Here is a 23,136-nt window from a genome sequence, read left to right on the forward strand (position 1 = left end):
GCCGGAAAAGGGCCCGCCGCGTGGGCGGCGAGCCCTTCCAGGGTAACCGGCGCGCGTCAGGCCGCGCCGACGAAGATCACCATGAGCAGCCAGACCACGGGCGCGGTCGGCAGCAGCGAGTCCAGCCGGTCCATGATCCCGCCGTGGCCGGGCAGCAGGGCTCCCATGTCCTTGATGCCCAGATCCCGCTTGATCATCGACTCGCCCAGGTCGCCGAGGGTGGCGCTGGCCGCGACCGCGAGGCCGAGCAGCAGCCCCTGCCACCAGGCGCCGCCGTCGATGAGGAACTGCATGCACAGCGCGCCCGCCACCATCGCGAAGACGACCGCGCCGATGAGCCCCTCACGGGTCTTGCCGGGGCTGATGCGCGGAGCGAGCTTGCGCCGGCCGAACTTCCAGCCGACCGCGTACGCGCCGGTGTCGCTGACGACCGTCAGGATCAGGAAGGTCAGCACCCGCCAGGCACCGTCGCCCGCCGCGAGCATCAGCGCCACGAAGGTGGCGAGGAACGGTACGTAGAACGCCGCGAAGATGCCCGCGGTGACATCCCGGAGGTAGTCCTCGGGCGGCTCGGTCATCCGCCACAGCAGCACCGCCAGCGCGGTGAAGGCCATGGCCACCCACGCGCCCTCGGCGCCGGCCGCGTAGCCGGCGATGACCATGGCGGCGCCGCCGAGCGCGAGCGGCACCAGGGGGGCCCGGATCGCCTTGCGCTCGGCGAGCCGGGAGGTCAGCTCCCACAGCCCGACGACGACGGCGAGCACGATCACGCCGAGGAAGACGGGCTTGTAGATGAACAGCGAGGCGAGGATCACCGCACCGAGCCCCAGCCCGACCCCTATCGCGGCACGCAGATCGCGGCCGGCGCTCTTCTTCCCGGCCTGGGACACCTGGGGGGACGAGGGCACCGGTGCGGGCTCCTGGGGCCGGATGGCGGGCTCCTGTTCATCGCGGAACAGGGGGCCGCTCAGGCGGGCGGCCCCCTGGTCACGGTCGTCCTGGTCTCCGCCTGCGGCGGGCACGATGGGCATGGGCCGAGTCTGCGCCGCGCCGCCGCTCTCGCGCACAGGACCCGCCGATACGGCCGGTCCCCGGTCGGCGGGCCACCGGTGCCCGGTGCTCGGCGGGGCCCCCCAGGATGTCTCGTTCATCAGACCTCTAGGAGCTCGGATTCCTTGTGCTTGAGCAGCTCGTCCACCTGCGCGACGTACTTCGCGGTGAGGTCGTCGAGCTCCTTCTCCGCGCGGCGCACCTCGTCCTCGCCCGTCTCCTTGTCCTTGACGAGCTTGTCGAGGGCGTCCTTGGCCTTGCGGCGCACGGAACGGATCGAGACCTTGGCGTCCTCGCCCTTGGTCTTGGCGACCTTCACGAACTCACGGCGGCGCTGCTCGGTCAGCTCGGGGAACGTCACCCGGATGATATTGCCGTCGTTGCTGGGGTTGACGCCCAGGTCGGAGTCGCGGATGGCCTGCTCGATATTGCGCAGTGCGCTCTTGTCGAAGGGCGTCACCACGGCCATGCGCGGCTCGGGCACCGAGAAGGACGCCAGCTGGTTGATCGGCGTCAGCGCCCCGTAGTAGTCGGCCACGATCTTGTTGAACATCGCGGGGTGCGCACGCCCGGTGCGGATCGCCGCGAAGTCCTCCTTGGCGACCACAACGGCCTTCTCCATCTTCTCCTCGGCTTCGAGGAGGATCTCTTCGATCACCACTTGCTCCTGGTGTTATCAGTAAGCAGAGCCTCGCCCCTGCGCGCGTCTTCTCCTGCACGGTGTCCGACCGGCAGGCGGTTGTCCATCCCCGTGCCGAGGTCTTCCCGCGGCCGGGGGTTGCCGTCCGCCACCGGCTGCTGCGGCGGGACGGGCTGCGGGAGGTCAGTCCCGCGTGCTCTGGTCGCTCACGAGCGTGCCGATCTTCTCACCCTTGACAGCGCGCCCGATGTTGCCCTCGGCGAGCAGCTCGAAGACCAGGATCGGCAGCTTGTTGTCCATGCACAGGCTGATGGCGGTGGCGTCGGCGACCTTCAGACCGCGGGCGAGCACCTCGCTGTACTCCAGGGCGTCGAACTTCACCGCGTCGGGGTTCTTCTTCGGGTCCGAGTCGTAGACCCCGTCGACGCCGTTCTTGCCCATGAGGATGGCCTCGGCGTGGATCTCCAGAGCACGCTGGGCGGCGGTGGTGTCGGTGGAGAAGTAGGGCATGCCCATGCCCGCGCCGAAGATCACGACACGGCCCTTCTCCAGGTGCCGCACCGCGCGCAGCGGGATGAAGGGCTCGGCGACCTGGCCCATGGTGATCCCGGTCTGCACCCGGGTCTCGATGCCCTCCTTGACCAGGAAGTCCTGCAGGGCCAGGGAGTTCATCACGGTGCCGAGCATGCCCATGTAGTCGGAGCGGGCCCGGTCCATGCCGCGCTGCTGCAGCTCGGCGCCGCGGAAGAAGTTGCCTCCGCCGATGACGACCGCGATCTCGTAGCCCTCGCGGACGACCGCGGCGATCTCCCGGGCGATGGCGTGCACGACATCGGGGTCGACACCGAGCCCCCCGCCGCCGGCGAAGGCCTCGCCGGACAGTTTCAGCAGGAAGCGGCGGCGTCCGCCGTGGTGAGCGCTCTTGTCGTCGGCGGCCTGCGCGGCGTCAGCACCCTGGTTCATTGGAGATCTCCTCGTGCACATACGAAGAAGGCCATTGCCGGTGGGTCCTGTGAGATCCCTGTGCGGCAATGGCCTCCTCGTCACATCAGCGGCCGACCGGTGACGGGCCGGCTGCGTACGACCCTAGCGGGTCGCAGGTCTTTCGCTGCCCTGCTGACGACTCAGGCGCCGACGCGGATGCGCGCGAAGCGCTTCAGCGTGACACCGGCCTCGTCGAGGACCTTCTGGACGGTCTTCTTGCTGTCCTTGGCGAACGCCTGCTCCAGCACGGCGTTCTCCTTGACGAAGCCCGTGACACGACCCTCGACGATCTTCGGCAGGGCGGCCTCGGGCTTGCCCTCCTCGCGGGCGGTCGCCTCGGCGACGCGACGCTCGTTGTCCAGGAGGTCGGCCGGGATGTCCGCGCGGGAGACGAACTTCGGGGCGAACGCGGCGATGTGCTGCGCGACGTCCTTGGCGACCTCGGCGTTCTCCTTGTCGAGCTCGACGAGGACGGCGACCTGCGGCGGCAGGTCGGCGGCCGTGCGGTGCATGTAGACAGCGACGTAGCCGTCGGCGAAGCGGGCGAAGCGGTCCACGACGATCTTCTCGCCGAGGGTCGCGTTGGCCTCGTCCACGAAGGCCTGCACGGTCTTGCCGGGCTCGATCTCGGAGGCCATCAGGGCCTCGGCGTCGGCCGGAGCGGTCTTGGCGACGTGGGCGGCGAGCGCGTCGGCGACGGCCAGGAACTTCTCGCCCTTGGCGACGAAGTCGGTCTCGCACTTGAGCTCAAGGATCACGCCGGAGGCGTTGTCCTCGGCGATCACGGAGACGACGGCACCGTTCTCGGTGGTGCGGCTCTCGCGCTTGGCCACGCCCTTCAGGCCCTTGACGCGGACGATCTCGACGGCCTTGTCCAGGTCGCCCTCGGCCTCGGTCAGCGCCTTCTTGCAGTCCATCATGCCGGCGCCGGTGAGCTCGCGGAGCTTCTTGACGTCAGCGGCGGTGAAGTTCGCCATGGTCTGTGAATCTTCCTCGAAAGTCGTTCGTGACTACGGGTGCACGGCGGGGGCGGTGCTGCTGCACCGGCCCCCGCCGTCGACTACCGCGACGTGAATTGTCAGGCCTGCTCGGCGTCCGCGGCCGGAGCCTCGGCAGCGGCCTCGGCCGGCTTCTCGTCGGCCTTCTTCTCGCCCTCGAGCAGGTCGCGCTCCCACTCGGCGAGCGGCTCGCCGGCGGCCTTCTCGCCCTTGCCCTCACCGGCGGCACCGGAGCGGGCGATGAGGCCCTCGGCGACGGCGTCGGCGATCACACGGGTGAGCAGGGTGACGGAGCGGATCGCGTCGTCGTTGCCCGGGATCTTGTAGTCGACCTCGTCGGGGTCGCAGTTGGTGTCGAGGATCGCGACGACCGGGATCTTGAGCTTGCGCGCCTCACCGACGGCGATGTGCTCCTTCTTGGTGTCCACGACCCAGATGGCGCTCGGCACCTTCTGCATCTCGCGGATACCGCCGAGGGTCTTCTCCAGCTTGGCCTTCTCGCGGGAGAGGACCAGGAGCTCCTTCTTGGTGAGGCCGGAGGCGGCCACATCCTCGAAGTCGATGAGCTCGAGCTCCTTCAGGCGCTGCAGGCGCTTGTAGACGGTCGAGAAGTTGGTGAGCATGCCGCCCAGCCAGCGCTGGTTGACGTAGGGCATGCCGACGCGGGTCGCCTGCTCGGCGATGGCCTCCTGGGCCTGCTTCTTCGTGCCGACGAACATGATGGAACCGCCGTGCGCGACGGTCTCCTTCACGAACTCGTAGGCGCGGTCGATGTAGGACAGCGACTGCAGCAGGTCGATGATGTAGATGCCGTTGCGCTCCGTGAAGATGAAACGCTTCATCTTCGGGTTCCAACGACGGGTCTGGTGACCGAAGTGGACGCCGCTCTCCAGCAGCTCCCGCATCGTGACGACGGCCATGGCCGCGCTCCTTGAAATACTCGGTTCGTGACGACGGCCGGGTGGCCGCCGCTCCTGACGCCCCGGCGCGCCTGCCGTGGAGGGTGCCCTTGCGAGGAACCTTTCCGCGGACCGAGAGGCACGGCCACCGGGCTGCCCGAGGAGGGACGAAAGCACCGGCGGCGGGGCGTGCGAAGTCGACCCGGTGACCCGGATCGCCATGAGAAGTGTACGGGACCGGGCGGGGCCCGGGTGACGGGCTTGTCCCCAACCGGTGGGTAATCCACAGATCAGGCTCAAGATCCCCGCGATGCGGCGGCTTGCGCCACGGTACGGACATGACCTCGCTCCCGGCTTCCGCGCGGCGCTCCGGGCGCCGTCCCCGTCACCGGTCCCGCCCGCCCGCGGGGCCGCCGCCCACGCGCCGCCGGCCCGTGGCACGGCCTCCGTCGGCGTCACGTCCGCTCCTGGCGGCGGTCACGCTCTGTGTCCTCGTGGCGGTCGTGTCCCTCGTCGCGGGCGTGGCGTACGCGCGGCCCGCGCCGGCCGCCGCGGTGGCCTCGGCGGTGACGGCCGAGGGCGGCGGGGCGGGGCTCGCCGCGGGGGAACGGGCGTGGCCGGTCAGCGGCTCCCACGGGCCCCGGCCCCGGGTCGTGCGGGCCTTCCGGCCGCCCCCGGTGCGCTGGGCGGCGGGCCACCGCGGCGTCGACCTCGACGCCCGCCCCGGACAGCCGCTGCGCGCGGCCGCCCCCGGCACCGTCTCCTTCGTGGGCACGGTCGCCGGGCGCGGCGTGCTGGCGATCGAGCTGTCCGCGACGGGCGAGCCGCCGCTGCGGATCACCTACGAGCCGGTGCGGGCCACGGTGCGCAAGGGCGACCGCGTCGCGGCGGGGCAGGAGGTCGCCACCCTGGACGCCGGCCCCTTCCTCCCCCACTGCGCGGAACCGGCGGCCGCCGCCCCGGGCCCGGTGAGCTGTCTGCACTGGGGCCTGCTGCGCGGCGAGGTCTATCTCGACCCGCTCACCCTGCTGCCGCCGTGGATGCTGCGCCGACCGCCGTCACGCCTGCTGCCCCTCGCCCGCGACCCCGTGCAGGGCCATGGAGACCGCCGCTTCCGTGATGCGGTCCGGGTGCTCGGCGGCGCCGAGTTCGATGCGGCGGACGGCGGCGTCCACCACGCCCTGCAGGAGCATCGCGGCGAGGCGGGGCTGCTCGTGGCCCAGCCCTTCCAGGGCCTCCACGACCATGGCGACGAGCCCGCCGTGCGCGGCGCGGATCTTCTCCCGGGCGCCCGCGTCCAGCTCGCCCGCGGAGATCGCCACGACGGCCCGGTGCCGCCGGTCGCCGACGAGGGCGAGCTGCCGGCGCACATACACCTCGATCTTCGCCTCGGGGGTGTCCACGCCCTCCATGGCGGCCTCGACCTCGGCCGCCCAGACGGGGAAGTCGACGGCGCACAGCTCCTCGACCACGGCTCCCCGCGAGCGGAAGTACTCATAGACGGAGGACCGCGCCAGACCCGTCCGCTCGGCCAGGGCCGGGAAGGTCAGCGCCTCCGTACCGCCTTCGGAGAGCAGGGTGCGGGCGGCGTCCAGCAGGGCGGCTCGCTGCATCGTCCGGTGCTCGGCCACTGAGGCCGCTCGAATCCTGGGCACGACCCCACTCTACGGACAGCGGGCGCCGCGATCGAGGTCGGCGGGGTGTTCGACACCCGCGCCCGGCCGGATCCGCCCCGCCGGCGGCCTCCGCCCCGCTTCCGCTGCGCCTCCGGGCCGGTCAGCGGCCGACGTCGGCGAGCTTGGCCCGCAGCTGGAGCACGGACTTGGTGTGGATCTGGCTCACCCGGCTCTCCGTGACACCGAGCACCTGACCGATCTCGGCGAGGGTGAGGCCCTCGTAGTAGTAGAGGGTGACCACCGTCTTCTCGCGTTCCGGCAGGGTGTTGATGGCCCGGGCGAGGAGCCGGCGCAGCTCCCGGTCCTCGGCCACCTCGACCGGGTCGTCGGCGGCGGTGTCCTCCAGCGTGTCCATCAGGCTCAGCCGCTCGCCGCCCTCGCCGCCGACGTGCAGCAGCTCCTCCAGCGCCACCACGTTGGCGAGCGACAACTGGCTGAAAACCCCGTGCAGTTCCTCGACGGCGATGCCCATCTCCGCCGCCACCTCGGCCTCGCTGGGGGTACGCCGCAGCGCCGCCTCCAGCGTCGCGTACGCCTGCTCGACGGCGCGCGCCTTCTGCCGTACGGAACGGGGGATCCAGTCCAGCGCCCGCAGTTCGTCGATCATCGCCCCGCGGATCCGGGTGATGGCGTAGGTCTCGAACTTGATCTCCCGGGCGGGGTCGAACTTCTCGATGGCGTCGATGAGTCCGAAGACCCCGGAGGAGACGAAGTCCGCCTGCTCGACATTGGGCGGCAGCCCCACGCTGACCCGGCCCGCCACGTATTTCACCAGGGGCGAGTAGTGCAGGATCAGCTGCTCCCGCAACCGGTCGTCGCCCGACGCCTTGTACGACCGCCACAGCTCGTCGAGCGTCGAGGGTGCGCCGGTGCGCACGGCGCCGCGCGCTGCGGGCGGTACCGCCGCGCGGTCGGAACCGGAGGTGTGCTGGGGCATGCGTCGTCTTGAGCCGTTCTGCTGTGACGTGGGATCGGTCGCCGTATCGGCCCCCGTGGTCGTCCCCTTAACCTTTTCACCCGATCGCCCCAGGTCAAGAACCGCCTCGCCGCGCGGGTGGGCGCCGTCCGGGGGGCTTGGGGGTGCCGGATGTTGACGAGGGCCCGGCCAACTGCCATTGCTCACCGTGGCGTTCGACGAAGCCGAGGGCCTGGAGCTCGTAGAGGCGTTTGAGCGTGCCGTCCGGGCCGAGGCCCGCGTCGCGGGCGACGGTCTCCAGCGTCCCGCCGTCCGCCGGCACCGCTTCCAGCACGGCCGCCACCGCGGGGGAGAGCAGGTCCCGCGCCACGACGGGGCCGCGCCGCCGCGGAGCCAGCTCCCCCATGGCGCCCACCAGTTCGGCGATGTCGTCGGCATCGGTCACCAGGCACGCCTCCCCCCGCAGCAGTTCGTGGACCCCCGCCGACAGCGCCGAGGTGACCGGGCCCGGCACGGCCATCGTGTGCCTGCCCAACTCCCGTGCCCGCCGGGCCGTGACGAGTGATCCGCTGCGGTACTGGGCCTCCACGACCACGGTCCCCCGCGTCAACGCGGCGATGACTCTGTTACGCAGGACGAAGCGGCTGCGCGTGGGGTGCCCTCCGGGCGGCAACTCGGCCACGAGGAGGCCCTGTTCGACGATGCGGTCGAGCAACTCCGTGTGTCCCCTGGGGTAGGGCACATCGATCCCGCAGGCCAGGACGGCCACGGTCGCCCCGCTCGCGGCGAGCGCCCCCCGGTGCGCCGCCCCGTCCACGCCGTAGGCCGCCCCGCTGACGACGGCCCAGCCGCGCTCGGCGAGCCCGGCGCCGAGCCGGGTGGCGACGTGCGAGCCGTAGTCGCTGCAGGCCCGGGCACCGACGACGGCGACCGAGCGCAGGGCCCACAGCCGCAGGTCGGCGCTGCCGCGCACCCACAGCCCGACGGGGCGGGCATCCCCCAAGTCGTCGAGCTGTCCGGGCCATTCGAGGTCGCCGGGGCACACGAAGCGGCCGCCCAGCGCCGCGACGTACTCCAGGTCGCGGCGGGGATCGGCCGCGGCTGCCCGTGCCCGGCAGCCGGCCAGCCGCTCCGCGCTCGCCCCCTTCGGGGGCGGCCCGGCCCCGGTCAGCCCGCGCGCCAGCCGTACCGGCCCGAGCTGTCGCAGCCATCTCCCCACGGTCTCGTCCCCCGGCTCGGTGAGCCGCGTCAGCGCGGCCCGCGCCAGCTGCTCCTCCGTCCACGGCCCACCCGCCCCGCTCGGCACGGCCATCTCCCCCGCTCCCTTCCGCCGCTGCCGCCCCACGCTGTGAACTCCGGCCCGCCCGGGCCCCTCGCCTCCGGTCGCCCCCGCCCGGCCGTCCCCGTTCCCGGCACCGCGGGCTCGGGGGGGCCAGCGTCGACGGACCCGCCCCGCCCTTCACCGGCCACCCGCCCGTCTCACCCCGAGCCCACCGGCTGCCCCCTCGGCACCCCCGTACGCAGTTCGAGGGCCTGCGCGACATCCCCGGCCTCGGGGCGGTCGCGGCCGGACAGGTCCGCGACCGTCCAGGCGACGCGAAGCACCCGGTCCAGGCCACGGGCCGTCAACAGCCCGTACTCCAGATCGCGTTCGGCCTCCCGCAGCGCGTCGGGCGCCGGATGCCAGCGGGTGCGCAGCTCGTGCCCCGGCACCTCGCTGTTGACCCGCCACGGGGTCGCCCCGTACCGGGCGGCGGCCCGCTCACGGGCCTCGCGCACCCGTGCGGCGATCGTCCCGGTGCTCTCCGCCGGGCCGTCCCGCCCGGACAGCTCGGCCCGACTCACCGCCTCGACCCTGACCCGCAGATCGACCCGGTCGAGCAGCGGCCCGGACAGCCGCGCCTGGTAGCGGCGGATCGCCATCGGCGTGCACTCGCAGCCCTCCACGAGCTCCGAATGCCGCCCGCACGGGCACGGATTGGCGGCCAGCAGGAGGAGGAACCTGGCGGGCATGCGCATCATCCCGGCGGACCGGGCGACCACCACGTGCCCGGACTCCAGGGGCTGTCTGAGCGCTTCGAGCGCCCGGCTTCCGAACTCCGGCGCCTCGTCCAGGAAGAGAACGCCCTTGTGCGCCAGCGACACCGCGCCCGGCCTCGGCAACCCGGTGCCGCCGCCGATCAGCGACGCCATCGTCGCCGAGTGGTGCGGGGCGCAGTACGGCGGGGTGTCCACCAGCGGCTTGCCGGGCGGCAGGACTCCGGCCACCGAGTGCACCGCGGTGACTTCCAGGGCCTCCTGCTGCGTCAGCGGCGGCAGCAGCCCCGGGAGTCGCTCGGCGAGCATCGTCTTGCCGGCGCCGGGCGGCCCGGAGAGATAGAGGTGGTGGCCGCCCGCGGCCGCGACCTCCAGGGCCCGGCGGGCGGTGCCCTGGCCCGCGACCTCGGCCATGTCGAGCGGCCGGGCCGTGGCGCCCTCCCGGCACAGCACTCCGGTGCCCAGCCCCGCCCCGGGCACCGACAGCCCGGCGAGCATGGGATCGGGCTGCCCCTCCCGGGGCGGCTCCTCCTCCTCGGGCACCGGCTCGTCCGCCAGGACCGCGATCAGCTGGCGCAGGCTGCGCACACCGAGCACCGAGACTCCGGGGACCAGCGCGGCCTCGGCCGCCGTCCGCTCGGGGACCACGACCTGGCGGTATCCGGCGTCGGCGGCGGCCAGGACGGCCGGCAGCACCCCGCGCACGGGGCGCACCCGGCCGTCGAGGCCGAGCTCGCCGATGAGCACGAGCTCGGCCATGGCGCGCGGGTCGAGGCGCTCGGCCGCGCCGAGGACCGCGCAGGCCACGGCGAGGTCGAAGCCGCTGCCGGCCTTGGGCACCGAGGCCGGGCTCAGCCCCACGGTCAGCTTCTTCTGCGGCCACTCGGCGCCCGAGTTCACCATGGCCGCCCGGACCCGGTCCCGGCTCTCCACGAGGCTCTTGTCGGGCAGCCCCACCAGCGTGAAGGCGGCCACCCCGGGCTCCAGGTCGGCCTGCACCTCGACGACCACGCCCTCGACGCCGACCAGGGCCACCGAGCAGGTGCGTGCGAAGCCCATCACGCCACCCCTTTGACGTGCTCGACGAAGGGAGCTCCCCGGTCGGGGACCACGACGCCCACCACGTCGATGCGCACCCCGCCCGGCGGCGCGCCGCCGCGCCCGGCGAGCCACCCCTCGGCGAGCCGCCGCAGCCGCTCGGCCTTGGCCGGGGTGACCGCCGCCATCGGATGCTCGTAGCCGCCGCGGCGGCGGGTCTTGACCTCGACGACGACCAGCGCGTCGCCGTCGCGCGCGATCACGTCGAGCTCGCCGCCCCGGCAGCGCCAGTTGCGCTCCAGGACCACGAGCCCCGCCTCGGTGAGCCGGCGCACCGCCAGGCCCTCCCCGTACCGCCCGAGCGCCCGCCGGGCCTGCCCGGAGCCGCCCCCGCCGGCCGCCGGTCCCCCGGCCGCCGCCCGCAGGGCCCGGCCGGCCCGCGCCCCTCCGTGTCCCGGGAACGCCCCGTCCCCCCTCGCCCGCAGCATGGGCACCACCTCCGGCACCGACTGTGCCGCACCCGCCGCGAACTGTTGGATCTTGGTGGACTACCGGCCGGTTGTGGAGAACTCAGCCACTCGGAAGGTCGAGATCGCTCTTGTTGAGCTCCTCGATGTTCACGTCCTTGAAGGTCAGCACGCGCACCTGCTTGACGAAGCGGGCGGGCCGGTACATGTCCCACACCCACGCGTCGGCCATCGACACCTCGAAGAAGACCTCCCCCTGCACCGAGTGCACCTGCATCTCGTAGTCGTTGGTGAGGTAGAAGCGACGCTCGGTCTCGATCACGTATTTGAACAGACCGACGACATCGCGGTACTCCCGGTAGAGCTTGAGCTCCATCTCGGTCTCGTACTTTTCGAGGTCCTCGGCGCTCATGGCATGTTCCCCTTCAGCCGTGCGTCCCCCCATTGTGCGTCAGGACCGCTCCGTCTCCAGGAGCACGGGTGTCCTCGGGGGCCCCTCGTCGAGCAGCCTACGCAGCAGTCCGGCGAGACTGGTCGGATACACCGTCTCACGGGACGTGAACAGTTCCGCGCACGTCCACCAGCGCAGTCCCGTGACGCTGCGCCGTTCCAGGTCCGTACTGCCGCCCGTCCACACCCCGCGCTGCCGGGTGCGGGCCAGGTAGAAGTCCTCCTCCTGCTCCCAGCGCCGCCCGTCGAAGGGGAAGGAGCAGCGGCGCCGCCACAGCAGCGGGCCGAGCTCGGCGTCGGTGATACCGGTCTCCTCGGCGAGCTCGCGGCGGGCCGCCTCCTCGCCGCTCTCGTCGCCCTCGATCCCGCCGCCGGGCGTGAACCACCATGTGCTCGCGGGATCGTCGGGGTCGTGGCCGTACAGGAGCAGGACGCGGTCGTCCGGATCGAGCAGGACGACGCGCGCGGCGCGCCGGTACCCCGTGGCCGGGGTCGCGGGTGCGTCATCGGGCACCGCTCGCCACCTCCTTCGCACCGCCGGCCCGCCGTGGGGCGAGCAGGCGCGCCAGCGGCCCGTACGCCGCGCCGCCCAGGACGAGCAGCGCGCCCGCGCCCGCCGCGGCCGCGATCAGCGGCAGCGGGCCCGGCCGGGAGGTGCCGCCCGGCAGGGCGTCGAACGCGGGGGGCCTGTCCATCATCCCCCAGCTGCCCGCCGGCCAGGCCGTGGCGTCGACGCGCGCTTTCACCGCGTCCCGGGGCACGGTGCCCTGGCCGGCATCCGCGAGGTGGCCCCGGGAGTCGATGGAGTCGCCGCGGTGGTCCCCCAGGAGGAACAGCCGCCCCTCGGGCACGGTGGTGGAGAACGGGGTGAGGGAGGCGGGACCGGACGACCGCAGATACGGTTCGTCGACCGGCCGGCCGGCCACGGTCAGCCGTCCCTGGCGGTCGCAGCAGGCCACTGTGTCGCCGCCGACCGCGACCACGCGTTTGATCATGGGGGTGTCGCCCCAGAGCCGGTCCTGGAAGACGACGATGTCCCCGCGCCGCACCTGTCCGCCGGTCACGCGCTGGGCGAGGACGTGGTCGCCGCTCCCGATGGTGGGCGCCATGGAGTCCGTGGGCACGGTGTACGGGCGGTACAGCAGCGCTCCCCAGACGAAAGCGCCGAGGAAGAGCACACAGCCGACGGCCACGGCCAGCCCGGACAGCACCCTGCCGGCACGGCCGTGGCCCTCGCGTCCCGCTCCGCTCATCCCGTGCCCCCCGGTCGTGGAAAAGGTGCGTTCCCGCGCTCGTCGAGCGCGGGAACGCACCTTACCGGGCGGTACGCGGGCCGGTCAGCCCCGCGTGCTCCCGTTCTCCCGCTGTGCTGCCGACGCGGACTGGCCGGAATGCGCCGCCTTCGCCAGGATCCGGCGCCGGCGCCACAGGACGAGCGGCACGGCCCCGGCGAGCCCGAGCGCCGGGGGCACCGCGCCCGCCGCCGCGTTCAGCCCGGGCTGGTCGAAGGTGTCGGGGACGGGCAGGAAGCTCCAGCGGTTGATCGGCCAGCCCACCGCGAAGGCACGGCCGACGACGTCCTCGACCGAGATGGTGCCGTCGTTGAGGTTCTGGTGCCAGCGCGAGTCCATGGAGTCCTGGCGGTGGTCGCCCATCACCCACAGCCGGTCCTTGGGGATCTTGATGGGGCCGAAGGGCTTGTCGCCGCAGGGGGTGTTGTCGGGGAAGATGTAGGACTTCTCGCTCAGCGGCTTGCCGTTGACGAGCACCGGCGAGTCGTTGCCCTTGCACTCGACGGTGTCGCCGCCGACCGCGATGACCCGCTTGATGAGGTCCTTCTCCTCCGCGGACGGCATCAGCCCGATGAAGCTGAGCACCTTCTGCACCCCGCTGCCGAGCGGGCCGGAGGGCTGGGTCTGGGTGTTGTCCAGCCAGCCGCCCGGATCGTGGAAGACGACGACCTCGCCGCGCTCGGGTTTCGCCCCGAACCAGGGCGTGAGTTTGTCCACCAGCACCCGGTCGCCCCGCTGCAGGGTGTTCTGCATCGAGTCGGACGGGATCGAGAACGCCTGCACCAGGAACGTCTTGATGACGAGCGCGAGCACCAGGGCGATGCCGATGAGGATCGGCAGCTCCTTCAGGAACGAGCGCTGCTTCTTCGGCTGCGTGTCACCGGAGCCCGTGCCGGGGCCGTCACCAGGCGCCCCGCCGTCGCCCCCGGACCTCTCCGGTCCCCCCTCGTCCGTCCGGGCCGCCCGGTCCGCAGAGGACATGGCATCCTCCGGCGCTCCGCCCGCCGGCGACCCGTCGGTCCCTCCGGGCCGCTTGTCGGGCTCTTCGTGACCGGACCGTGCGCCGACCGCCAAGTCCCCCACAACCACTCCTTTCGCCACTGTGCCGCCTGTCGTACGTACGACGCAGGCCCGCCACTCCCATAACGAGCGGGAGTTCCGCAGGGGTCGGGAGCCGGATCATTCCGTCCTGATCCGTGAGGGACACACTATGCGTGAAGCCGCCCGGTTGCGGTGCCGCGCGCGGCGCGTTGCCCACGGATGCGAACGGTCCCGGTTCCGACAGGCTCCGCCAGTGTCCCAGCGGCCAGGCGATCACCACCGCGCGCCCGACGACGAGGTCCTCCGGGACGGTACCGCCGCCGGGTTCGTTCAAGTGGTAGCGCGAGTCACCGGAGTTGCTGCGGTGGTCGCCCAGGACGAACAGCCGCCCCGGTGGCACGCGCACGTTGAACTCCAGCTGCGAGGGCGGGTTCCCGGGATGGATGTAGGGCTCGTCGAGAGCCTTGCCGTTGACCGTGATTTTGCCGTTGGTGTCACAGCACGTGACGGTGTCGCCGCCGACGCCGATGACCCGCTTGATCAGGTCCTGTTCGTCGGCGGACGGCAGCAGCCCGATGAACGTGAGGAATTCCTTGGCCTGTTTGACGCCCACCGGGTCGCTCGCGGCGGCGGCCGCCCGCTGTTCGGCGTCCAGCCAGCCGCCGGGGTCCTTGAAGACCACGACGTCGCCGCGCCCGGGCTTCGAACCGAACCAGGGCGTGAGTTTGTCCACCAGCACCCGGTCGCCGATGCGGATCGTCTGCTCCATCGACCCGGAGGGGATCACGAACGCCTGCACAAGGAACGTCTTGAGCACCAGGGCGATCAGCAGCGCCACCGTGATGAGGACCGGCACCTCCTTGGCCAGGGACCGGCGCCGGCGCCGCTTGACCCGCTGGGCCGCTCTGCGGCGCGCGGCACGGCCGCCGGGGACCGCGGCGGCCTGCCCGCCGGCCTCGGCCCGTACCGGGCGCGCGTGCCCCGGCTGCGTACGCCCCCGGCTACCCATGCGGCGCCCCGGCGTGCCCAGGACCGGAGTCCGGGTCGGGGACCCGCGCGAACGAGCCGGGCCGCTGGAGCGAGCGGATGTGCCCGAAGGGCCAGCCGATCCAGTCCGCGCGCCCGACGACCCGGTCCACCGGGACGGTGCCGCCGCCCGGCTCCCCCAGGTGGTCGCGCGAGTCCCGGGAGTCGCTGCGGTGGTCGCCCATCACCCACAGCCTGCCGTCCGGCACCACGATGTCGAAGGGCACCCTCGACGGCTCGTCGCCCGGATACAGGTAGTCCTCGTCGACGGGCTGCCCGTTGACCATGATCCGGCCGAGCCGGTCGCAGCAGGTGACGCGGTCACCGCCGGTGCCCACGACGCGCTTGATGTAGTCGTTGCGCGCGGGGCTCATGAGACCGACCGAGGAGGCGCCCTCGCGGACGAGCGCGGCCAGCGGGTTCTCCTCGGGCGTCTCCTGGGTGAAGGAGCCGAGGCCGTCGAAGACGATCACGTCGCCGCGCTGCGGCGTCCCGCCGAAGCGGTAGGCGAGCTTGTTGACCAGCACCCGGTCCCCCACGGCGAGGGTGCCGCGCATCGAGCCGCTGGGGATCAGGAAGGGCTGGACGAGACAGTTGCCGACCAGCAGCAGCACGATCACGCAGGCCACGAGCAGCACCCCGGCCCGGCGCAGCGGCCCGCCCCCGCCCGGCCACCGGAGCACGGCGGACAGCGCCCCGCGCAGGCCGCCGCGGTCCGTGATACGCGCGGAGCGCGGCCCCTCCTCCTCGCCCTGTACGGGCCCGGAGGAGCGGTCGCGCTCCGGAAGCTGTGTGTCGGTGTCCATCGGGCCAGAGCCTATCCGGCCGCTCCGGAACACCGGCGAGAAGCTCAGTGCTCGCGCTTCTCCTTGATCTTCGCGGCCTTGCCGCGCAGCTCACGCAGGTAGTACAGCTTGGCGCGGCGGACGTCACCGCGGCTGATCAGCTCGATCTTCTCGAAGATCGGGCTGTGCACCGGGAAGGTGCGCTCGACGCCGACGGAGAAGGAGACCTTGCGGACCGTGAAGGTCTCGCGGACGCCCGCACCCTGGCGGCGGATGACAACACCCTTGAACTGCTGGATACGGGAGCGGTTGCCCTCGATCACGCGGACGTGCACGTTGACGGTGTCACCGGGGCGGAAGGCCGGGACGTCGGTGCGCAGCGACGCGGCGTCGACGGAGTCGAGCAGGTGGGACATGATGTCTGCTTCCTCGCCGATGCCACAGGTCATCAGCGGTATTCGTAGAGAGTCTGACAGTGCTGCCGATCCACCGGGCGGGCGTCTGTCCCCCTGTGGCAGGGGCGCACACCGGGCGCAAGGCAACGGCTCATTCTTCCACGTCCGGGGCCACCCGCCCAAATCGGCCGTCGGGGCCGGGGGCCCAGCCCAGGATCGAGAGCATCTCGCGGTCCTTCTTGTCGAAGGCGGCCGGGTCGGCGCGCTCGATCAGATCGGGCCGGTTGACGGTCGTACGCCGCAGCGCCTCGTCGCGGCGCCAGCGGGCGATCTTCCCGTGGTGGCCGCTGAGCAGTACCTCGGGGATGCCGCGTCCGCGCCACTGCGGCGGCTTGGTGTAGACCGGGCCCTCCAGCAGGTCGGCCATGGCGCCAGGGGCGAAGGAGTCGTCGCGGTGCGACTCGGCGTTGCCGAGGACGCCGGGCAGCAGCCGGGCGACCGCCTCGACCATGACGAGCACCGGGGCCTCGCCGCCCGCGAGCACGTAGTCGCCGATGGAGACCTCGCGCACGTCGTATCGCTCGCCGTACTCCTCGATGACGCGGCGGTCGATGCCCTCGTAGCGGGCCGGGGTGAAGACGAGCCAGGGCCGCTCGGAGAGTTCGACGGCCAGCTCCTGGGTGAAGGGCCTGCCGCTGGGGGTGGGGACGACGATCGTGGGCCCGCCGTCCGGGACCCGCGTGCCCTCCACCTGCTCGCCGCCGCTCCCGGAGGCGATGATCTCGTCGAGGGCCTCGCCCCACGGGTCGGGCTTCATGACCATGCCGGGGCCGCCGCCGCAGGGGGTGTCGTCGACGGTGTTGTGCCGGTCGTGCGTCCAGTGCCGCAGATCGTGGACCCGCACGTCGAGCACGCCGCGGGCGCGGGCCTTGCCGACGAGCGAGACGTTCAGCGGCTCCAGGTACTCGGGGAAGATCGTGACGATGTCGAGCCGCACTACGCCTCGTCCTCCCCCGCGCGCTCGGCGCCTTCGGTCTCGCGGGAGCCCGCGACGACGGCCTCGGCGGCGTCGATCAGTCCGGGCGGCGGGTCGACGACCGCGCGCTGCGCGCTCAGGTCGATCTCCGGGACGATCTCCTCGACGAAGGGGATCATCAGCTCGCCGCCGTCGGGCCGCTCCACGATCAGCAGGTCCTGGGAGGGCAGGTGCGCGATCTCGGTGATCCGGCCGAGTGGGGTGCCGTCGACGGTGACGACGTCGAGGTCCACGAGCTGGTGGTCGTAGAACTCCTCGGGGTCCTCGGGCTGCTCGTCCGGGTCGACCTCGGCGATCAGCAGCGTGTTGCGCAGTGCCTCGGCGGCGTTGCGGTTGGCGACGCCCTCGAAGCGCAGCAGCAGCCGCCCGCTGTGCACCCTGCCGGCCGCGACGGTCAGCGGGCCCGCGGCCGCCGGGTCCGTGGCCAGTACGGCGCCGGGCCCGAGCCGCAGCTCCGGTTCGTCCGTACGCACCTCAACGGTGACCTCGCCCTTGATCCCGTGGGCGCGGCCGATCCTGCCGACTACCAGCTGCATGCTGCTGTCCCTCGAACTGTCCCTCAAAAACTGTCTACACCGACAAAGGCCGGGGGTGGCAAGCCACCCCCGGCCCCAGCCGGTGCTCAATCGCCGCTCAGCGGACCTGATCCACATCGACGAGGTCGACGCGGATGCCACGGCCGCCGATGGCGCCCACGACGGTGCGCAGAGCGCGCGCGGTGCGGCCGTTGCGGCCGATCACCTTGCCGAGGTCGTCGGGGTGCACCCGGACCTCCAGCACGCGCCCACGACGCAGGTTGCGCGAGGCGACCTGCACATCGTCGGGGTTGTCGACGATGCCCTTCACGAGGTGCTCAAGGGCCTCCTCAAGCATCCTCAGGCCTCGGTCGACGCGGACTCGGCCTCGGCGGCCTCGTCCTTCTTCTCCGACTTCTTGGCCTTCGGGGTGATGGCCTCACCCTTCGACTCGCTCGCCTCAAGGGCCTTGGTGAACTCCTCGAACGCGGCGCGCTTGTCCTTCGGCTCGGCCACGAGCATCGGGGCCGGGGCCGGCAGACCCTTGAACTTCTGCCAGTCGCCGGTGACCTTCAGGATGGCCAGCACCGGCTCGGTCGGCTGCGCGCCGACACCCAGCCAGTACTGGGCGCGCTCGCTGTCGACCTCGATGCGCGAGGGGTTCTGCGTCGGGTGGTACAGACCGATCTCCTCGATGGCCCGGCCGTCACGGCGGGTGCGGGAGTCGGCGACGACGATGCGGTAGTGAGGCGCGCGGATCTTGCCCAGACGCTTCAGCTTGATCTTGACTGCCACGGAAGTGGTGTCTCCTGGTCTTGACGTGGTTGGGCACAACAAGATGCCACGTGGGGTTGCGGTACTCGGGTGCCCGATGGACGCGTCAGCCGGAGGAGAGAGGGGTCCTGTGCGACTGTCGAGTACAGCCACCCATTGTGCCACACGGCTCCGGCTCAGCCGACCGGGACCGCCTCGGGGATCCGGAACGGCTGCCCGCAGCCCCCGCACATGATCGGCGCCTGGGCCAGCACCGAGGGCACGACCCGGACATTGCGCCCGCAGTCGCACACCGCCTTCACCCGCACCCCGCCGCCGGACGAGCCGTGCCGCGCGGCGGGACCGCGGAAGGAGCGCGCCGTGTCGGCGGCGGTCGCCGCCGTGTGCGCCTTCAGGGCCCGCTGGAGTCTGTCGATGGTCGGGCGGTAGCGCTTGCGCGCCTCCGCGGTGAGCACGACCAGCGAGAAGCCGCTGCTGGGATGCGGCTCGGCACCGTGGTCGAGGCCCAGCTCCTCGGCGATCGCCAGGAACCGGCGGTTGTGATAGCGGCCCGCGCGCGAGGTGTCACGCACACCGCGGGCGGCCGCGATGCCGTGCACGGCCTCGTGCAGCAGCCGTTCGAAGGAGAGCTCGGCGCCGCAGGCGGACGACGACTCCCCGATCAGCGATTCGGGCGCGGCGAGATCCGGCAGCTCGGGGTGGAACCGCTGAATGTCGGCCCACGCCTGCGCCAGCTCCGCGGCGAGAACAGGTGGTGTCGTGCTCACGTCGTGACAACGAGCAAGGACGGCCCGGTGTTCCGATACCGGGCCATCCCAAATAATTTGCACGTACCAGTCAGTTTCACGCTCATGCGTCCCGACGAGGGCGGGTGCGCCGAACTATGGAGAAGCCGCGCACCCGTCCGCAAGCCGGGACGTACTGACTCGCGGGTCAGCACACGCCGGGAGCGTGCGCCCCGCGCGCGCTCAGTAGGCGCGCGCGACGATCGCCACGGCGCCCGGCGCGTCGTCCGACTCCGGCACGGAGCCGTCCTCACCCACCAGACAGCGCACCGTCACGGCCTGCTCGGCCAGCTCGGCCTCGCCCTCCGTGCCCAGCACCGCCCACGGGATCCGCGCCCAGCCACCCGCGAGCGCGGCCTCGGCCGCCTCACCGATCGTGGCGACATCGCTCGTGCGCGACTCCCGGCGCTCACGCGACTGACGCAGCAGCAGCGCCTGGTCCTCCTCCAGCACCTTCGGCAGCAGCGCCGCGAGCTCCTCGATACGCACCGGCTCCTTGCCGCCCGGAATGCGCCGCGCCAGCATCGCCGTACCGTTCTCCAGGTCACGCGGACCGACCTCGACGCGCACCGGGACACCCTTGAGCTCCCAGTCGACCGCACGCCGCCCGAACGGCGTGTCCGTACGGTCGTCGACCTGCACCCGCACCCCGGCCGCCGCGAGCGCGTCACCGATCTCGCGGACCTTCGCGAGCACCGCCTCGTCACCCTTGATCGCCAGCACGACCGCCTGCACCGGCGCCAGCCGCGGCGGCACCCGCAGACCGCTGTCGTCACCGTGCGACATGATCAGACCGCCGACCATACGCGTCGAGACACCCCACGAGGTCTGCCACACCAGCTCCTGCTGCCCGTCCTTCGACAGGTAGGAGGTGTTGAACGCCTTCGCGAAGTTCTGCCCCAGCTCATGGCTCGTACCCAGCTGCAGCGCCTTGCCGTCACCCATCATGCCTTCCAGCGTCAGGGTGTTGATCGCGCCGGCGAACCGCTCCCGGGGCGTCTTGCGACCGAGCACCACATCGATGCCCAGCACATTGACCATGAAGTCGTAGTACACGTCCCGGTGGATGCGCGCCGCGTAGTCACGCGCGTCCTCGTACGTCGCGTGCGCCGTGTGCCCCTCCTGCCACAGGAACTCACTGGTGCGCAGGAACACCCGCGGACGCATCTCCCAACGCACCACGTTCGCCCACTGGTTGATCAGCAGCGGCAGATCGCGGTAGCTCTGCACCCACTTCGAGAAGTACTCGTTGATGATGGTCTCGGACGTGGGCCGGACGACGACGGGCTCCTCCAGCTCCTTGCCGCCGCCGTGCGTGACCACCGCCAGCTCGGGCGCGAAACCCTCGACGTGCTCGGCCTCCCGCGTCAGATACGACTGCGGGATGAACAGCGGGAAGTACGCGTTCGAGGCGCCCGCCGCCTTGATCCGCACGTCCATCTCCTGCTGCATCCGCTCCCAGAGCCCGTACCCGTACGGCCGGATGACCATGGTGCCGCGCACCGGGCCGTTGTCGGCCAGCTCGGCCTTGTTGATCAAGTCCTGGTACCAGCGCGGGAAGTCCTCCGCCTGGGGAGTGAGAATGGGAGCCTTTGCCATGGTGCGAATGGTACGGGGCCGATCCCCCCGAGCGTGAATCCGCTCCCTCCCACCCCCGCCCGCACCACCCCGCAGCCCGTGCGAAAGCTCCTGGCACATGCCATCGTGGACCCCACGGCAACTCGCCCGCGCGCGCCCCTGGACGCCGGGACCCAAGCGGAGTTCCCTGGCATCGGGGGGCTCTTCGCTGCGGCGCGCACAGCGGCAGCACCTGGGGGACAGCAGGTCTCGGACAGCACGTCTCTCCGCGGATTGGGGCGCAATCGATGACACCGACCCTCGTACGACGGCACCCGCCGTCCGCCACGCAGCCCACCGCCCGGGCCCGCGACTGGGCGGAGATCCAGGAACGCATGCTGGTGCCCCTCTACGAAGCGGTGTACGACCGCCTGGAAGTCGGCCCCGCCACCCGCCTGCTCAGCCTCGGCTGCGGCTCCGGCCTCGCCCTGCTCATGGCCGCCGCCCGCGGCGCCCGCGTCTGCGGAATCGACCCCGACGCCCGCCGCCTGGACCTCGCCCGCGAACGCCTCCAGCCCCGCGGCGAACTCCCCGGCGGCACCCGCCTCGGCCGCGGCGGCCCCGAGACCGTCCACGCCCCCGGCACCCCCGCCTTCACCCTCGTCACCGCCTTCGACCCCCTGCACTGCGCCGGCAGCACCACCCGCAGTCCCGTCCGCAGCCTCGTCCGCGCCCTCACCCGCGCCGCCGCCCACGCCGAACGCGGCACCCCCGTCGTCCTCGCCGGCTGGGGACCCCCCGAACGCTGCGCCGCCTCCGGGGCACTGCGCGTCGCCGCCCGGCTCGCCGACCCCGTGGGCAACCCCGCCCGCTGGCGCCCCAGCGGCCGCGACGACCTCGAAAACCTCGCCCACCACGCCGGACTGCGCCCCGACGGATCCGGCCGCGTCGCCTGCCCGTACGGCTACGCCGACATGGACAGCGCCCTCCGCGGCCTGCTGTCCACCGGCGCCTTCGACGCCGCCGCCCGCGCCACCGACGAGGAACAGGTCACCAAGGAGCTCACCGAGGCCCTCCACCCCTATCTGCGCGGCGACGGCACCGTCTGGATGCCCAACGTCTTCCGCTACCTCATAGCACGCACCTGACACGCACGAGGGCTCCCCGCGAACCCGTCGCGGGGAGCCCTCACTTGCCCGGTCGCGCACGCCACGACCAGTGCGTCACTTCATGAACTTCTTGAACTCCTCCGGGAGTTCGAACTGCTCGTCCTGACCCGACGGCAGCCCGAACGCGCCACCGGACTGCGCCTGCTCACGGCGCGCGGCCGCCGCCTGCTCCTCGGCCTTGCGCTTCATCGGGTTGCCGCTCTGCCGCTTGCCCTTGGCCTGCTTCTGCTGCTTCTTCTTACGGGCGGCACCGCCACCCATGCCCGGCATACCCGGCAGCCCCGGCATGCCACCGCCCTGCGCCATGCGCGACATCATCTTGCGCGCGTCGAAGAACCGCTCCACGAGGTTCTTCACCGCGCTGACGTCCACACCCGAACCCTTGGCGATCCGGGCCCGGCGCGAACCGTTGATGATCGTCGGGTCCTGGCGCTCGGCCGGGGTCATCGACTTGATGATCGCGGCGGTGCGGTCGACGTCCCGCTCGTCGAGGTTGTTGATCTGCTCCTTCATCTGGGCCATGCCCGGGAGCATGCCGAGCAGCTTGCTGATGCTGCCCATCTTGCGGACCTGTTCCATCTGGGACAGGAAGTCGTCGAGCGTGAACTCCTTCGGCCCCTTCGCCAGCTTGGCCGCCATCTTCTCGGCCTCGTCCTGGCTGAAGGTCTGCTCGGCCTTCTCGATGAGGCTGAGCACATCGCCCATGCCGAGGATGCGGGACGCCATGCGGTCCGGGTGGAACGCGTCGAAGTCGTCCAGCTTCTCGCCGTTGGAGGCGAACATGATCTGCTTGCCGGTCACGTGCGCGACCGACAGCGCGGCACCACCCCGGGCGTCACCGTCGAGCTTGGAGAGCACCACGCCGTCGAAGCCGACACCGTCGCGGAACGCCTCGGCCGTGTTGACCGCGTCCTGACCGATCATCGCGTCGACGACGAAGAGGACCTCGTCCGGCTGCACCGCGTCGCGGATGTCCGCGGCCTGCTGCATCAGCTCGGCGTCGATACCGAGACGGCCGGCGGTGTCCACGATCACGATGTCGTGGACCTTGGTCCTGGCGTACTCGATCGAGTCCTTGGCGACCTGCACCGGGTCGCCGACGCCGTTGCCCGGCTGCGGCGCGTAGACGGCCACGCCCGCGCGCTCGGCGACGACGCTCAGCTGGTTGACGGCGTTGGGGCGCTGGAGGTCACAGGCGACGAGCAGCGGGGAGTGGCCCTGCTTCTTCAGCCAGAGACCGAGCTTTCCGGCGAGCGTGGTCTTACCGGCACCCTGCAGACCGGCGAGCATGATCACGGTCGGGGCGGTCTTGGCGAACCGGAGGCGGCGGGTCTCACCACCGAGGATCGTGATCAGCTCGTCGTTAACGATCTTGATAATGGTTTGCGCAGGATTAAGGGCCTTGGAGACCTCGGCCCCGAGCGCCCGCTCCTTGACCTGCTTGATGAACGCGCGGACGACGGGCAGAGCGACGTCGGCTTCGAGCAGGGCGATACGGATCTCGCGCGCCGTGGCGTCGATGTCCGCCTCGGAGAGTCGGCCCCGGCTCCGGAGGTTCTTGAAAACATCCGCAAGGCGATCGGAAAGGGTATCGAACACGTCGCTC

Annotated in this window: 25 protein-coding genes and 1 pseudogene; 2 read left to right on the top strand and 24 right to left on the bottom strand. The window is 72.0% G+C overall.

Features of this window, described 5'->3' with window-relative positions:
* Positions 1 to 56 precede the first annotated feature (56 nt).
* The 5 genes from ACFP1Z_RS13205 to rpsB form a co-directional block, all read right to left on the bottom strand.
* Positions 57 to 1,151 (bottom strand): phosphatidate cytidylyltransferase, encoded by a 1,095-nt coding sequence (locus tag ACFP1Z_RS13205; protein ID WP_390316364.1) that lies wholly within the window; start codon positions 1,149 to 1,151, stop codon positions 57 to 59.
* The gene (gene frr / locus ACFP1Z_RS13210) at positions 1,151 to 1,708 is read right to left on the bottom strand and encodes a ribosome recycling factor (protein WP_390316365.1); all 558 of its coding nucleotides are present in this window, start codon (positions 1,706 to 1,708) and stop codon (positions 1,151 to 1,153) included. The genes ACFP1Z_RS13205 and frr overlap by 1 nt, the downstream gene beginning before the upstream one ends.
* A gap of 165 nt (positions 1,709 to 1,873) precedes the next feature.
* Positions 1,874 to 2,653: a UMP kinase gene (gene pyrH / locus ACFP1Z_RS13215; protein WP_390316366.1), complete on the bottom strand. Its 780-nt coding sequence runs from the start codon at positions 2,651 to 2,653 to the stop codon at positions 1,874 to 1,876.
* A 161-nt stretch (positions 2,654 to 2,814) separates the two neighbouring features.
* The gene (gene tsf, locus ACFP1Z_RS13220; protein ID WP_390316367.1) at positions 2,815 to 3,651 is read right to left on the bottom strand and encodes a translation elongation factor Ts; all 837 of its coding nucleotides are present in this window, start codon (positions 3,649 to 3,651) and stop codon (positions 2,815 to 2,817) included.
* A gap of 101 nt (positions 3,652 to 3,752) precedes the next feature.
* Complete coding sequence (rpsB, locus tag ACFP1Z_RS13225; protein ID WP_390316368.1) at positions 3,753 to 4,592, bottom strand: 30S ribosomal protein S2; 840 nt, start codon at positions 4,590 to 4,592, stop codon at positions 3,753 to 3,755.
* A gap of 317 nt (positions 4,593 to 4,909) precedes the next feature.
* On the opposite strand from rpsB, the pseudogene ACFP1Z_RS13230 reads away from it, so the two are divergent.
* Positions 4,910 to 5,425, top strand: a pseudogene (locus ACFP1Z_RS13230) (M23 family metallopeptidase); the annotation flags it as partial.
* A 204-nt stretch (positions 5,426 to 5,629) separates the two neighbouring features.
* On the opposite strand, the gene ACFP1Z_RS13235 reads toward ACFP1Z_RS13230, so the two are convergent.
* The 18 genes from ACFP1Z_RS13235 to proS all read right to left on the bottom strand — a co-directional run bounded on the left by ACFP1Z_RS13235 (position 5,630) and on the right by proS (position 20,403).
* The gene (locus tag ACFP1Z_RS13235; RefSeq protein ID WP_390316680.1) at positions 5,630 to 6,184 is read right to left on the bottom strand and encodes a TetR/AcrR family transcriptional regulator; all 555 of its coding nucleotides are present in this window, start codon (positions 6,182 to 6,184) and stop codon (positions 5,630 to 5,632) included.
* Positions 6,185 to 6,347: 163 nt separating this feature from the next.
* Positions 6,348 to 7,184, bottom strand: a complete 837-nt coding sequence (whiG, locus tag ACFP1Z_RS13240; protein ID WP_390316369.1) for an RNA polymerase sigma factor WhiG — start codon at positions 7,182 to 7,184, stop codon at positions 6,348 to 6,350.
* A gap of 94 nt (positions 7,185 to 7,278) precedes the next feature.
* A complete protein-coding gene (dprA, locus tag ACFP1Z_RS13245) occupies positions 7,279 to 8,475 on the bottom strand; it encodes a DNA-processing protein DprA (protein WP_390316370.1) in 1,197 nt (398 codons plus the stop codon).
* Positions 8,476 to 8,642: 167 nt separating this feature from the next.
* Positions 8,643 to 10,259 (bottom strand): YifB family Mg chelatase-like AAA ATPase, encoded by a 1,617-nt coding sequence (locus tag ACFP1Z_RS13250; RefSeq protein ID WP_390316371.1) that lies wholly within the window; start codon positions 10,257 to 10,259, stop codon positions 8,643 to 8,645.
* Entirely contained in the window at positions 10,259 to 10,663 is a 405-nt protein-coding gene (locus tag ACFP1Z_RS13255) for a YraN family protein (protein WP_390316681.1), read from the bottom strand. Before ACFP1Z_RS13255 ends, ACFP1Z_RS13250 begins: the two co-directional genes overlap by 1 nt.
* A gap of 145 nt (positions 10,664 to 10,808) precedes the next feature.
* The gene (locus ACFP1Z_RS13260) at positions 10,809 to 11,117 is read right to left on the bottom strand and encodes a DUF2469 domain-containing protein (RefSeq protein WP_004944840.1); all 309 of its coding nucleotides are present in this window, start codon (positions 11,115 to 11,117) and stop codon (positions 10,809 to 10,811) included.
* 39 nt (positions 11,118 to 11,156) lie between these two features.
* Positions 11,157 to 11,669, bottom strand: a complete 513-nt coding sequence (locus tag ACFP1Z_RS13265; protein ID WP_390316372.1) for an NUDIX hydrolase — start codon at positions 11,667 to 11,669, stop codon at positions 11,157 to 11,159.
* A complete protein-coding gene (gene lepB / locus ACFP1Z_RS13270) occupies positions 11,659 to 12,408 on the bottom strand; it encodes a signal peptidase I (protein WP_390316373.1) in 750 nt (249 codons plus the stop codon). The genes ACFP1Z_RS13265 and lepB (ACFP1Z_RS13270) overlap by 11 nt, the downstream gene beginning before the upstream one ends.
* A gap of 84 nt (positions 12,409 to 12,492) precedes the next feature.
* The gene (lepB, locus tag ACFP1Z_RS13275) at positions 12,493 to 13,428 is read right to left on the bottom strand and encodes a signal peptidase I (protein ID WP_390316374.1); all 936 of its coding nucleotides are present in this window, start codon (positions 13,426 to 13,428) and stop codon (positions 12,493 to 12,495) included.
* Positions 13,349 to 14,497 (bottom strand): signal peptidase I, encoded by a 1,149-nt coding sequence (lepB, locus tag ACFP1Z_RS13280; protein WP_390316375.1) that lies wholly within the window; start codon positions 14,495 to 14,497, stop codon positions 13,349 to 13,351. Before lepB (ACFP1Z_RS13280) ends, lepB (ACFP1Z_RS13275) begins: the two co-directional genes overlap by 80 nt.
* Positions 14,490 to 15,320, bottom strand: a complete 831-nt coding sequence (gene lepB, locus ACFP1Z_RS13285; protein WP_390316376.1) for a signal peptidase I — start codon at positions 15,318 to 15,320, stop codon at positions 14,490 to 14,492. Before lepB (ACFP1Z_RS13285) ends, lepB (ACFP1Z_RS13280) begins: the two co-directional genes overlap by 8 nt.
* A 44-nt stretch (positions 15,321 to 15,364) precedes the next feature.
* Complete coding sequence (gene rplS, locus ACFP1Z_RS13290) at positions 15,365 to 15,715, bottom strand: 50S ribosomal protein L19 (RefSeq protein ID WP_390316682.1); 351 nt, start codon at positions 15,713 to 15,715, stop codon at positions 15,365 to 15,367.
* A gap of 130 nt (positions 15,716 to 15,845) precedes the next feature.
* Complete coding sequence (gene trmD, locus ACFP1Z_RS13295) at positions 15,846 to 16,691, bottom strand: tRNA (guanosine(37)-N1)-methyltransferase TrmD (protein WP_390316377.1); 846 nt, start codon at positions 16,689 to 16,691, stop codon at positions 15,846 to 15,848.
* A complete protein-coding gene (gene rimM, locus ACFP1Z_RS13300) occupies positions 16,691 to 17,266 on the bottom strand; it encodes a ribosome maturation factor RimM (protein ID WP_390316378.1) in 576 nt (191 codons plus the stop codon). The genes trmD and rimM overlap by 1 nt, the downstream gene beginning before the upstream one ends.
* 97 nt (positions 17,267 to 17,363) lie before the next feature.
* Complete coding sequence (locus tag ACFP1Z_RS13305) at positions 17,364 to 17,603, bottom strand: RNA-binding protein (RefSeq protein ID WP_005311361.1); 240 nt, start codon at positions 17,601 to 17,603, stop codon at positions 17,364 to 17,366.
* A gap of 2 nt (positions 17,604 to 17,605) precedes the next feature.
* Complete coding sequence (rpsP, locus tag ACFP1Z_RS13310) at positions 17,606 to 18,040, bottom strand: 30S ribosomal protein S16 (protein WP_390316379.1); 435 nt, start codon at positions 18,038 to 18,040, stop codon at positions 17,606 to 17,608.
* Between the two features lie 155 nt (positions 18,041 to 18,195).
* Positions 18,196 to 18,786, bottom strand: a complete 591-nt coding sequence (locus tag ACFP1Z_RS13315) for a hypothetical protein (protein WP_390316381.1) — start codon at positions 18,784 to 18,786, stop codon at positions 18,196 to 18,198.
* A gap of 201 nt (positions 18,787 to 18,987) precedes the next feature.
* Positions 18,988 to 20,403: a proline--tRNA ligase gene (proS, locus tag ACFP1Z_RS13320; protein ID WP_390316382.1), complete on the bottom strand. Its 1,416-nt coding sequence runs from the start codon at positions 20,401 to 20,403 to the stop codon at positions 18,988 to 18,990.
* 266 nt (positions 20,404 to 20,669) lie between these two features.
* Here proS and ACFP1Z_RS13325 point away from each other — a divergent pair, with 266 nt between their 5' ends.
* Positions 20,670 to 21,509: a class I SAM-dependent methyltransferase gene (locus ACFP1Z_RS13325; protein WP_390316383.1), complete on the top strand. Its 840-nt coding sequence runs from the start codon at positions 20,670 to 20,672 to the stop codon at positions 21,507 to 21,509.
* 75 nt (positions 21,510 to 21,584) lie between these two features.
* On the opposite strand, the gene ffh is transcribed toward ACFP1Z_RS13325, so the two are convergent.
* Positions 21,585 to 23,129, bottom strand: a complete 1,545-nt coding sequence (gene ffh / locus ACFP1Z_RS13330) for a signal recognition particle protein (protein ID WP_390316384.1) — start codon at positions 23,127 to 23,129, stop codon at positions 21,585 to 21,587.
* Positions 23,130 to 23,136: the final 7 nt, after the last annotated feature.

Source organism: Streptomyces gamaensis (assembly GCF_042656465.1).
GTDB classification, from domain to species: Bacteria; Actinomycetota; Actinomycetes; order Streptomycetales; family Streptomycetaceae; genus Streptomyces; species Streptomyces gamaensis.

Coding starts and splice junctions, on each gene's coding strand:
- ACFP1Z_RS13205 (WP_390316364.1), bottom strand. CDS start 1,151: ATGAACGAGACATCCTGGGGGGCCCCGCCGAGCACCGGGCACCGGTGG.
- pyrH (WP_390316366.1), bottom strand. CDS start 2,653: ATGAACCAGGGTGCTGACGCCGCGCAGGCCGCCGACGACAAGAGCGCT.
- tsf (WP_390316367.1), bottom strand. CDS start 3,651: ATGGCGAACTTCACCGCCGCTGACGTCAAGAAGCTCCGCGAGCTCACC.
- rpsB (WP_390316368.1), bottom strand. CDS start 4,592: ATGGCCGTCGTCACGATGCGGGAGCTGCTGGAGAGCGGCGTCCACTTC.
- ACFP1Z_RS13235 (WP_390316680.1), bottom strand. CDS start 6,184: ATGCAGCGAGCCGCCCTGCTGGACGCCGCCCGCACCCTGCTCTCCGAA.
- whiG (WP_390316369.1), bottom strand. CDS start 7,184: ATGCCCCAGCACACCTCCGGTTCCGACCGCGCGGCGGTACCGCCCGCA.
- dprA (WP_390316370.1), bottom strand. CDS start 8,475: ATGGCCGTGCCGAGCGGGGCGGGTGGGCCGTGGACGGAGGAGCAGCTG.
- ACFP1Z_RS13250 (WP_390316371.1), bottom strand. CDS start 10,259: ATGGGCTTCGCACGCACCTGCTCGGTGGCCCTGGTCGGCGTCGAGGGC.
- ACFP1Z_RS13260 (WP_004944840.1), bottom strand. CDS start 11,117: ATGAGCGCCGAGGACCTCGAAAAGTACGAGACCGAGATGGAGCTCAAG.
- lepB (WP_390316373.1), bottom strand. CDS start 12,408: ATGAGCGGAGCGGGACGCGAGGGCCACGGCCGTGCCGGCAGGGTGCTG.
- lepB (WP_390316374.1), bottom strand. CDS start 13,428: ATGTCCTCTGCGGACCGGGCGGCCCGGACGGACGAGGGGGGACCGGAG.
- lepB (WP_390316375.1), bottom strand. CDS start 14,497: ATGGGTAGCCGGGGGCGTACGCAGCCGGGGCACGCGCGCCCGGTACGG.
- lepB (WP_390316376.1), bottom strand. CDS start 15,320: ATGGACACCGACACACAGCTTCCGGAGCGCGACCGCTCCTCCGGGCCC.
- rplS (WP_390316682.1), bottom strand. CDS start 15,715: ATGTCCCACCTGCTCGACTCCGTCGACGCCGCGTCGCTGCGCACCGAC.
- rimM (WP_390316378.1), bottom strand. CDS start 17,266: ATGCAGCTGGTAGTCGGCAGGATCGGCCGCGCCCACGGGATCAAGGGC.
- ACFP1Z_RS13305 (WP_005311361.1), bottom strand. CDS start 17,603: ATGCTTGAGGAGGCCCTTGAGCACCTCGTGAAGGGCATCGTCGACAAC.
- proS (WP_390316382.1), bottom strand. CDS start 20,403: ATGGCAAAGGCTCCCATTCTCACTCCCCAGGCGGAGGACTTCCCGCGC.
- ACFP1Z_RS13325 (WP_390316383.1), top strand. CDS start 20,670: ATGACACCGACCCTCGTACGACGGCACCCGCCGTCCGCCACGCAGCCC.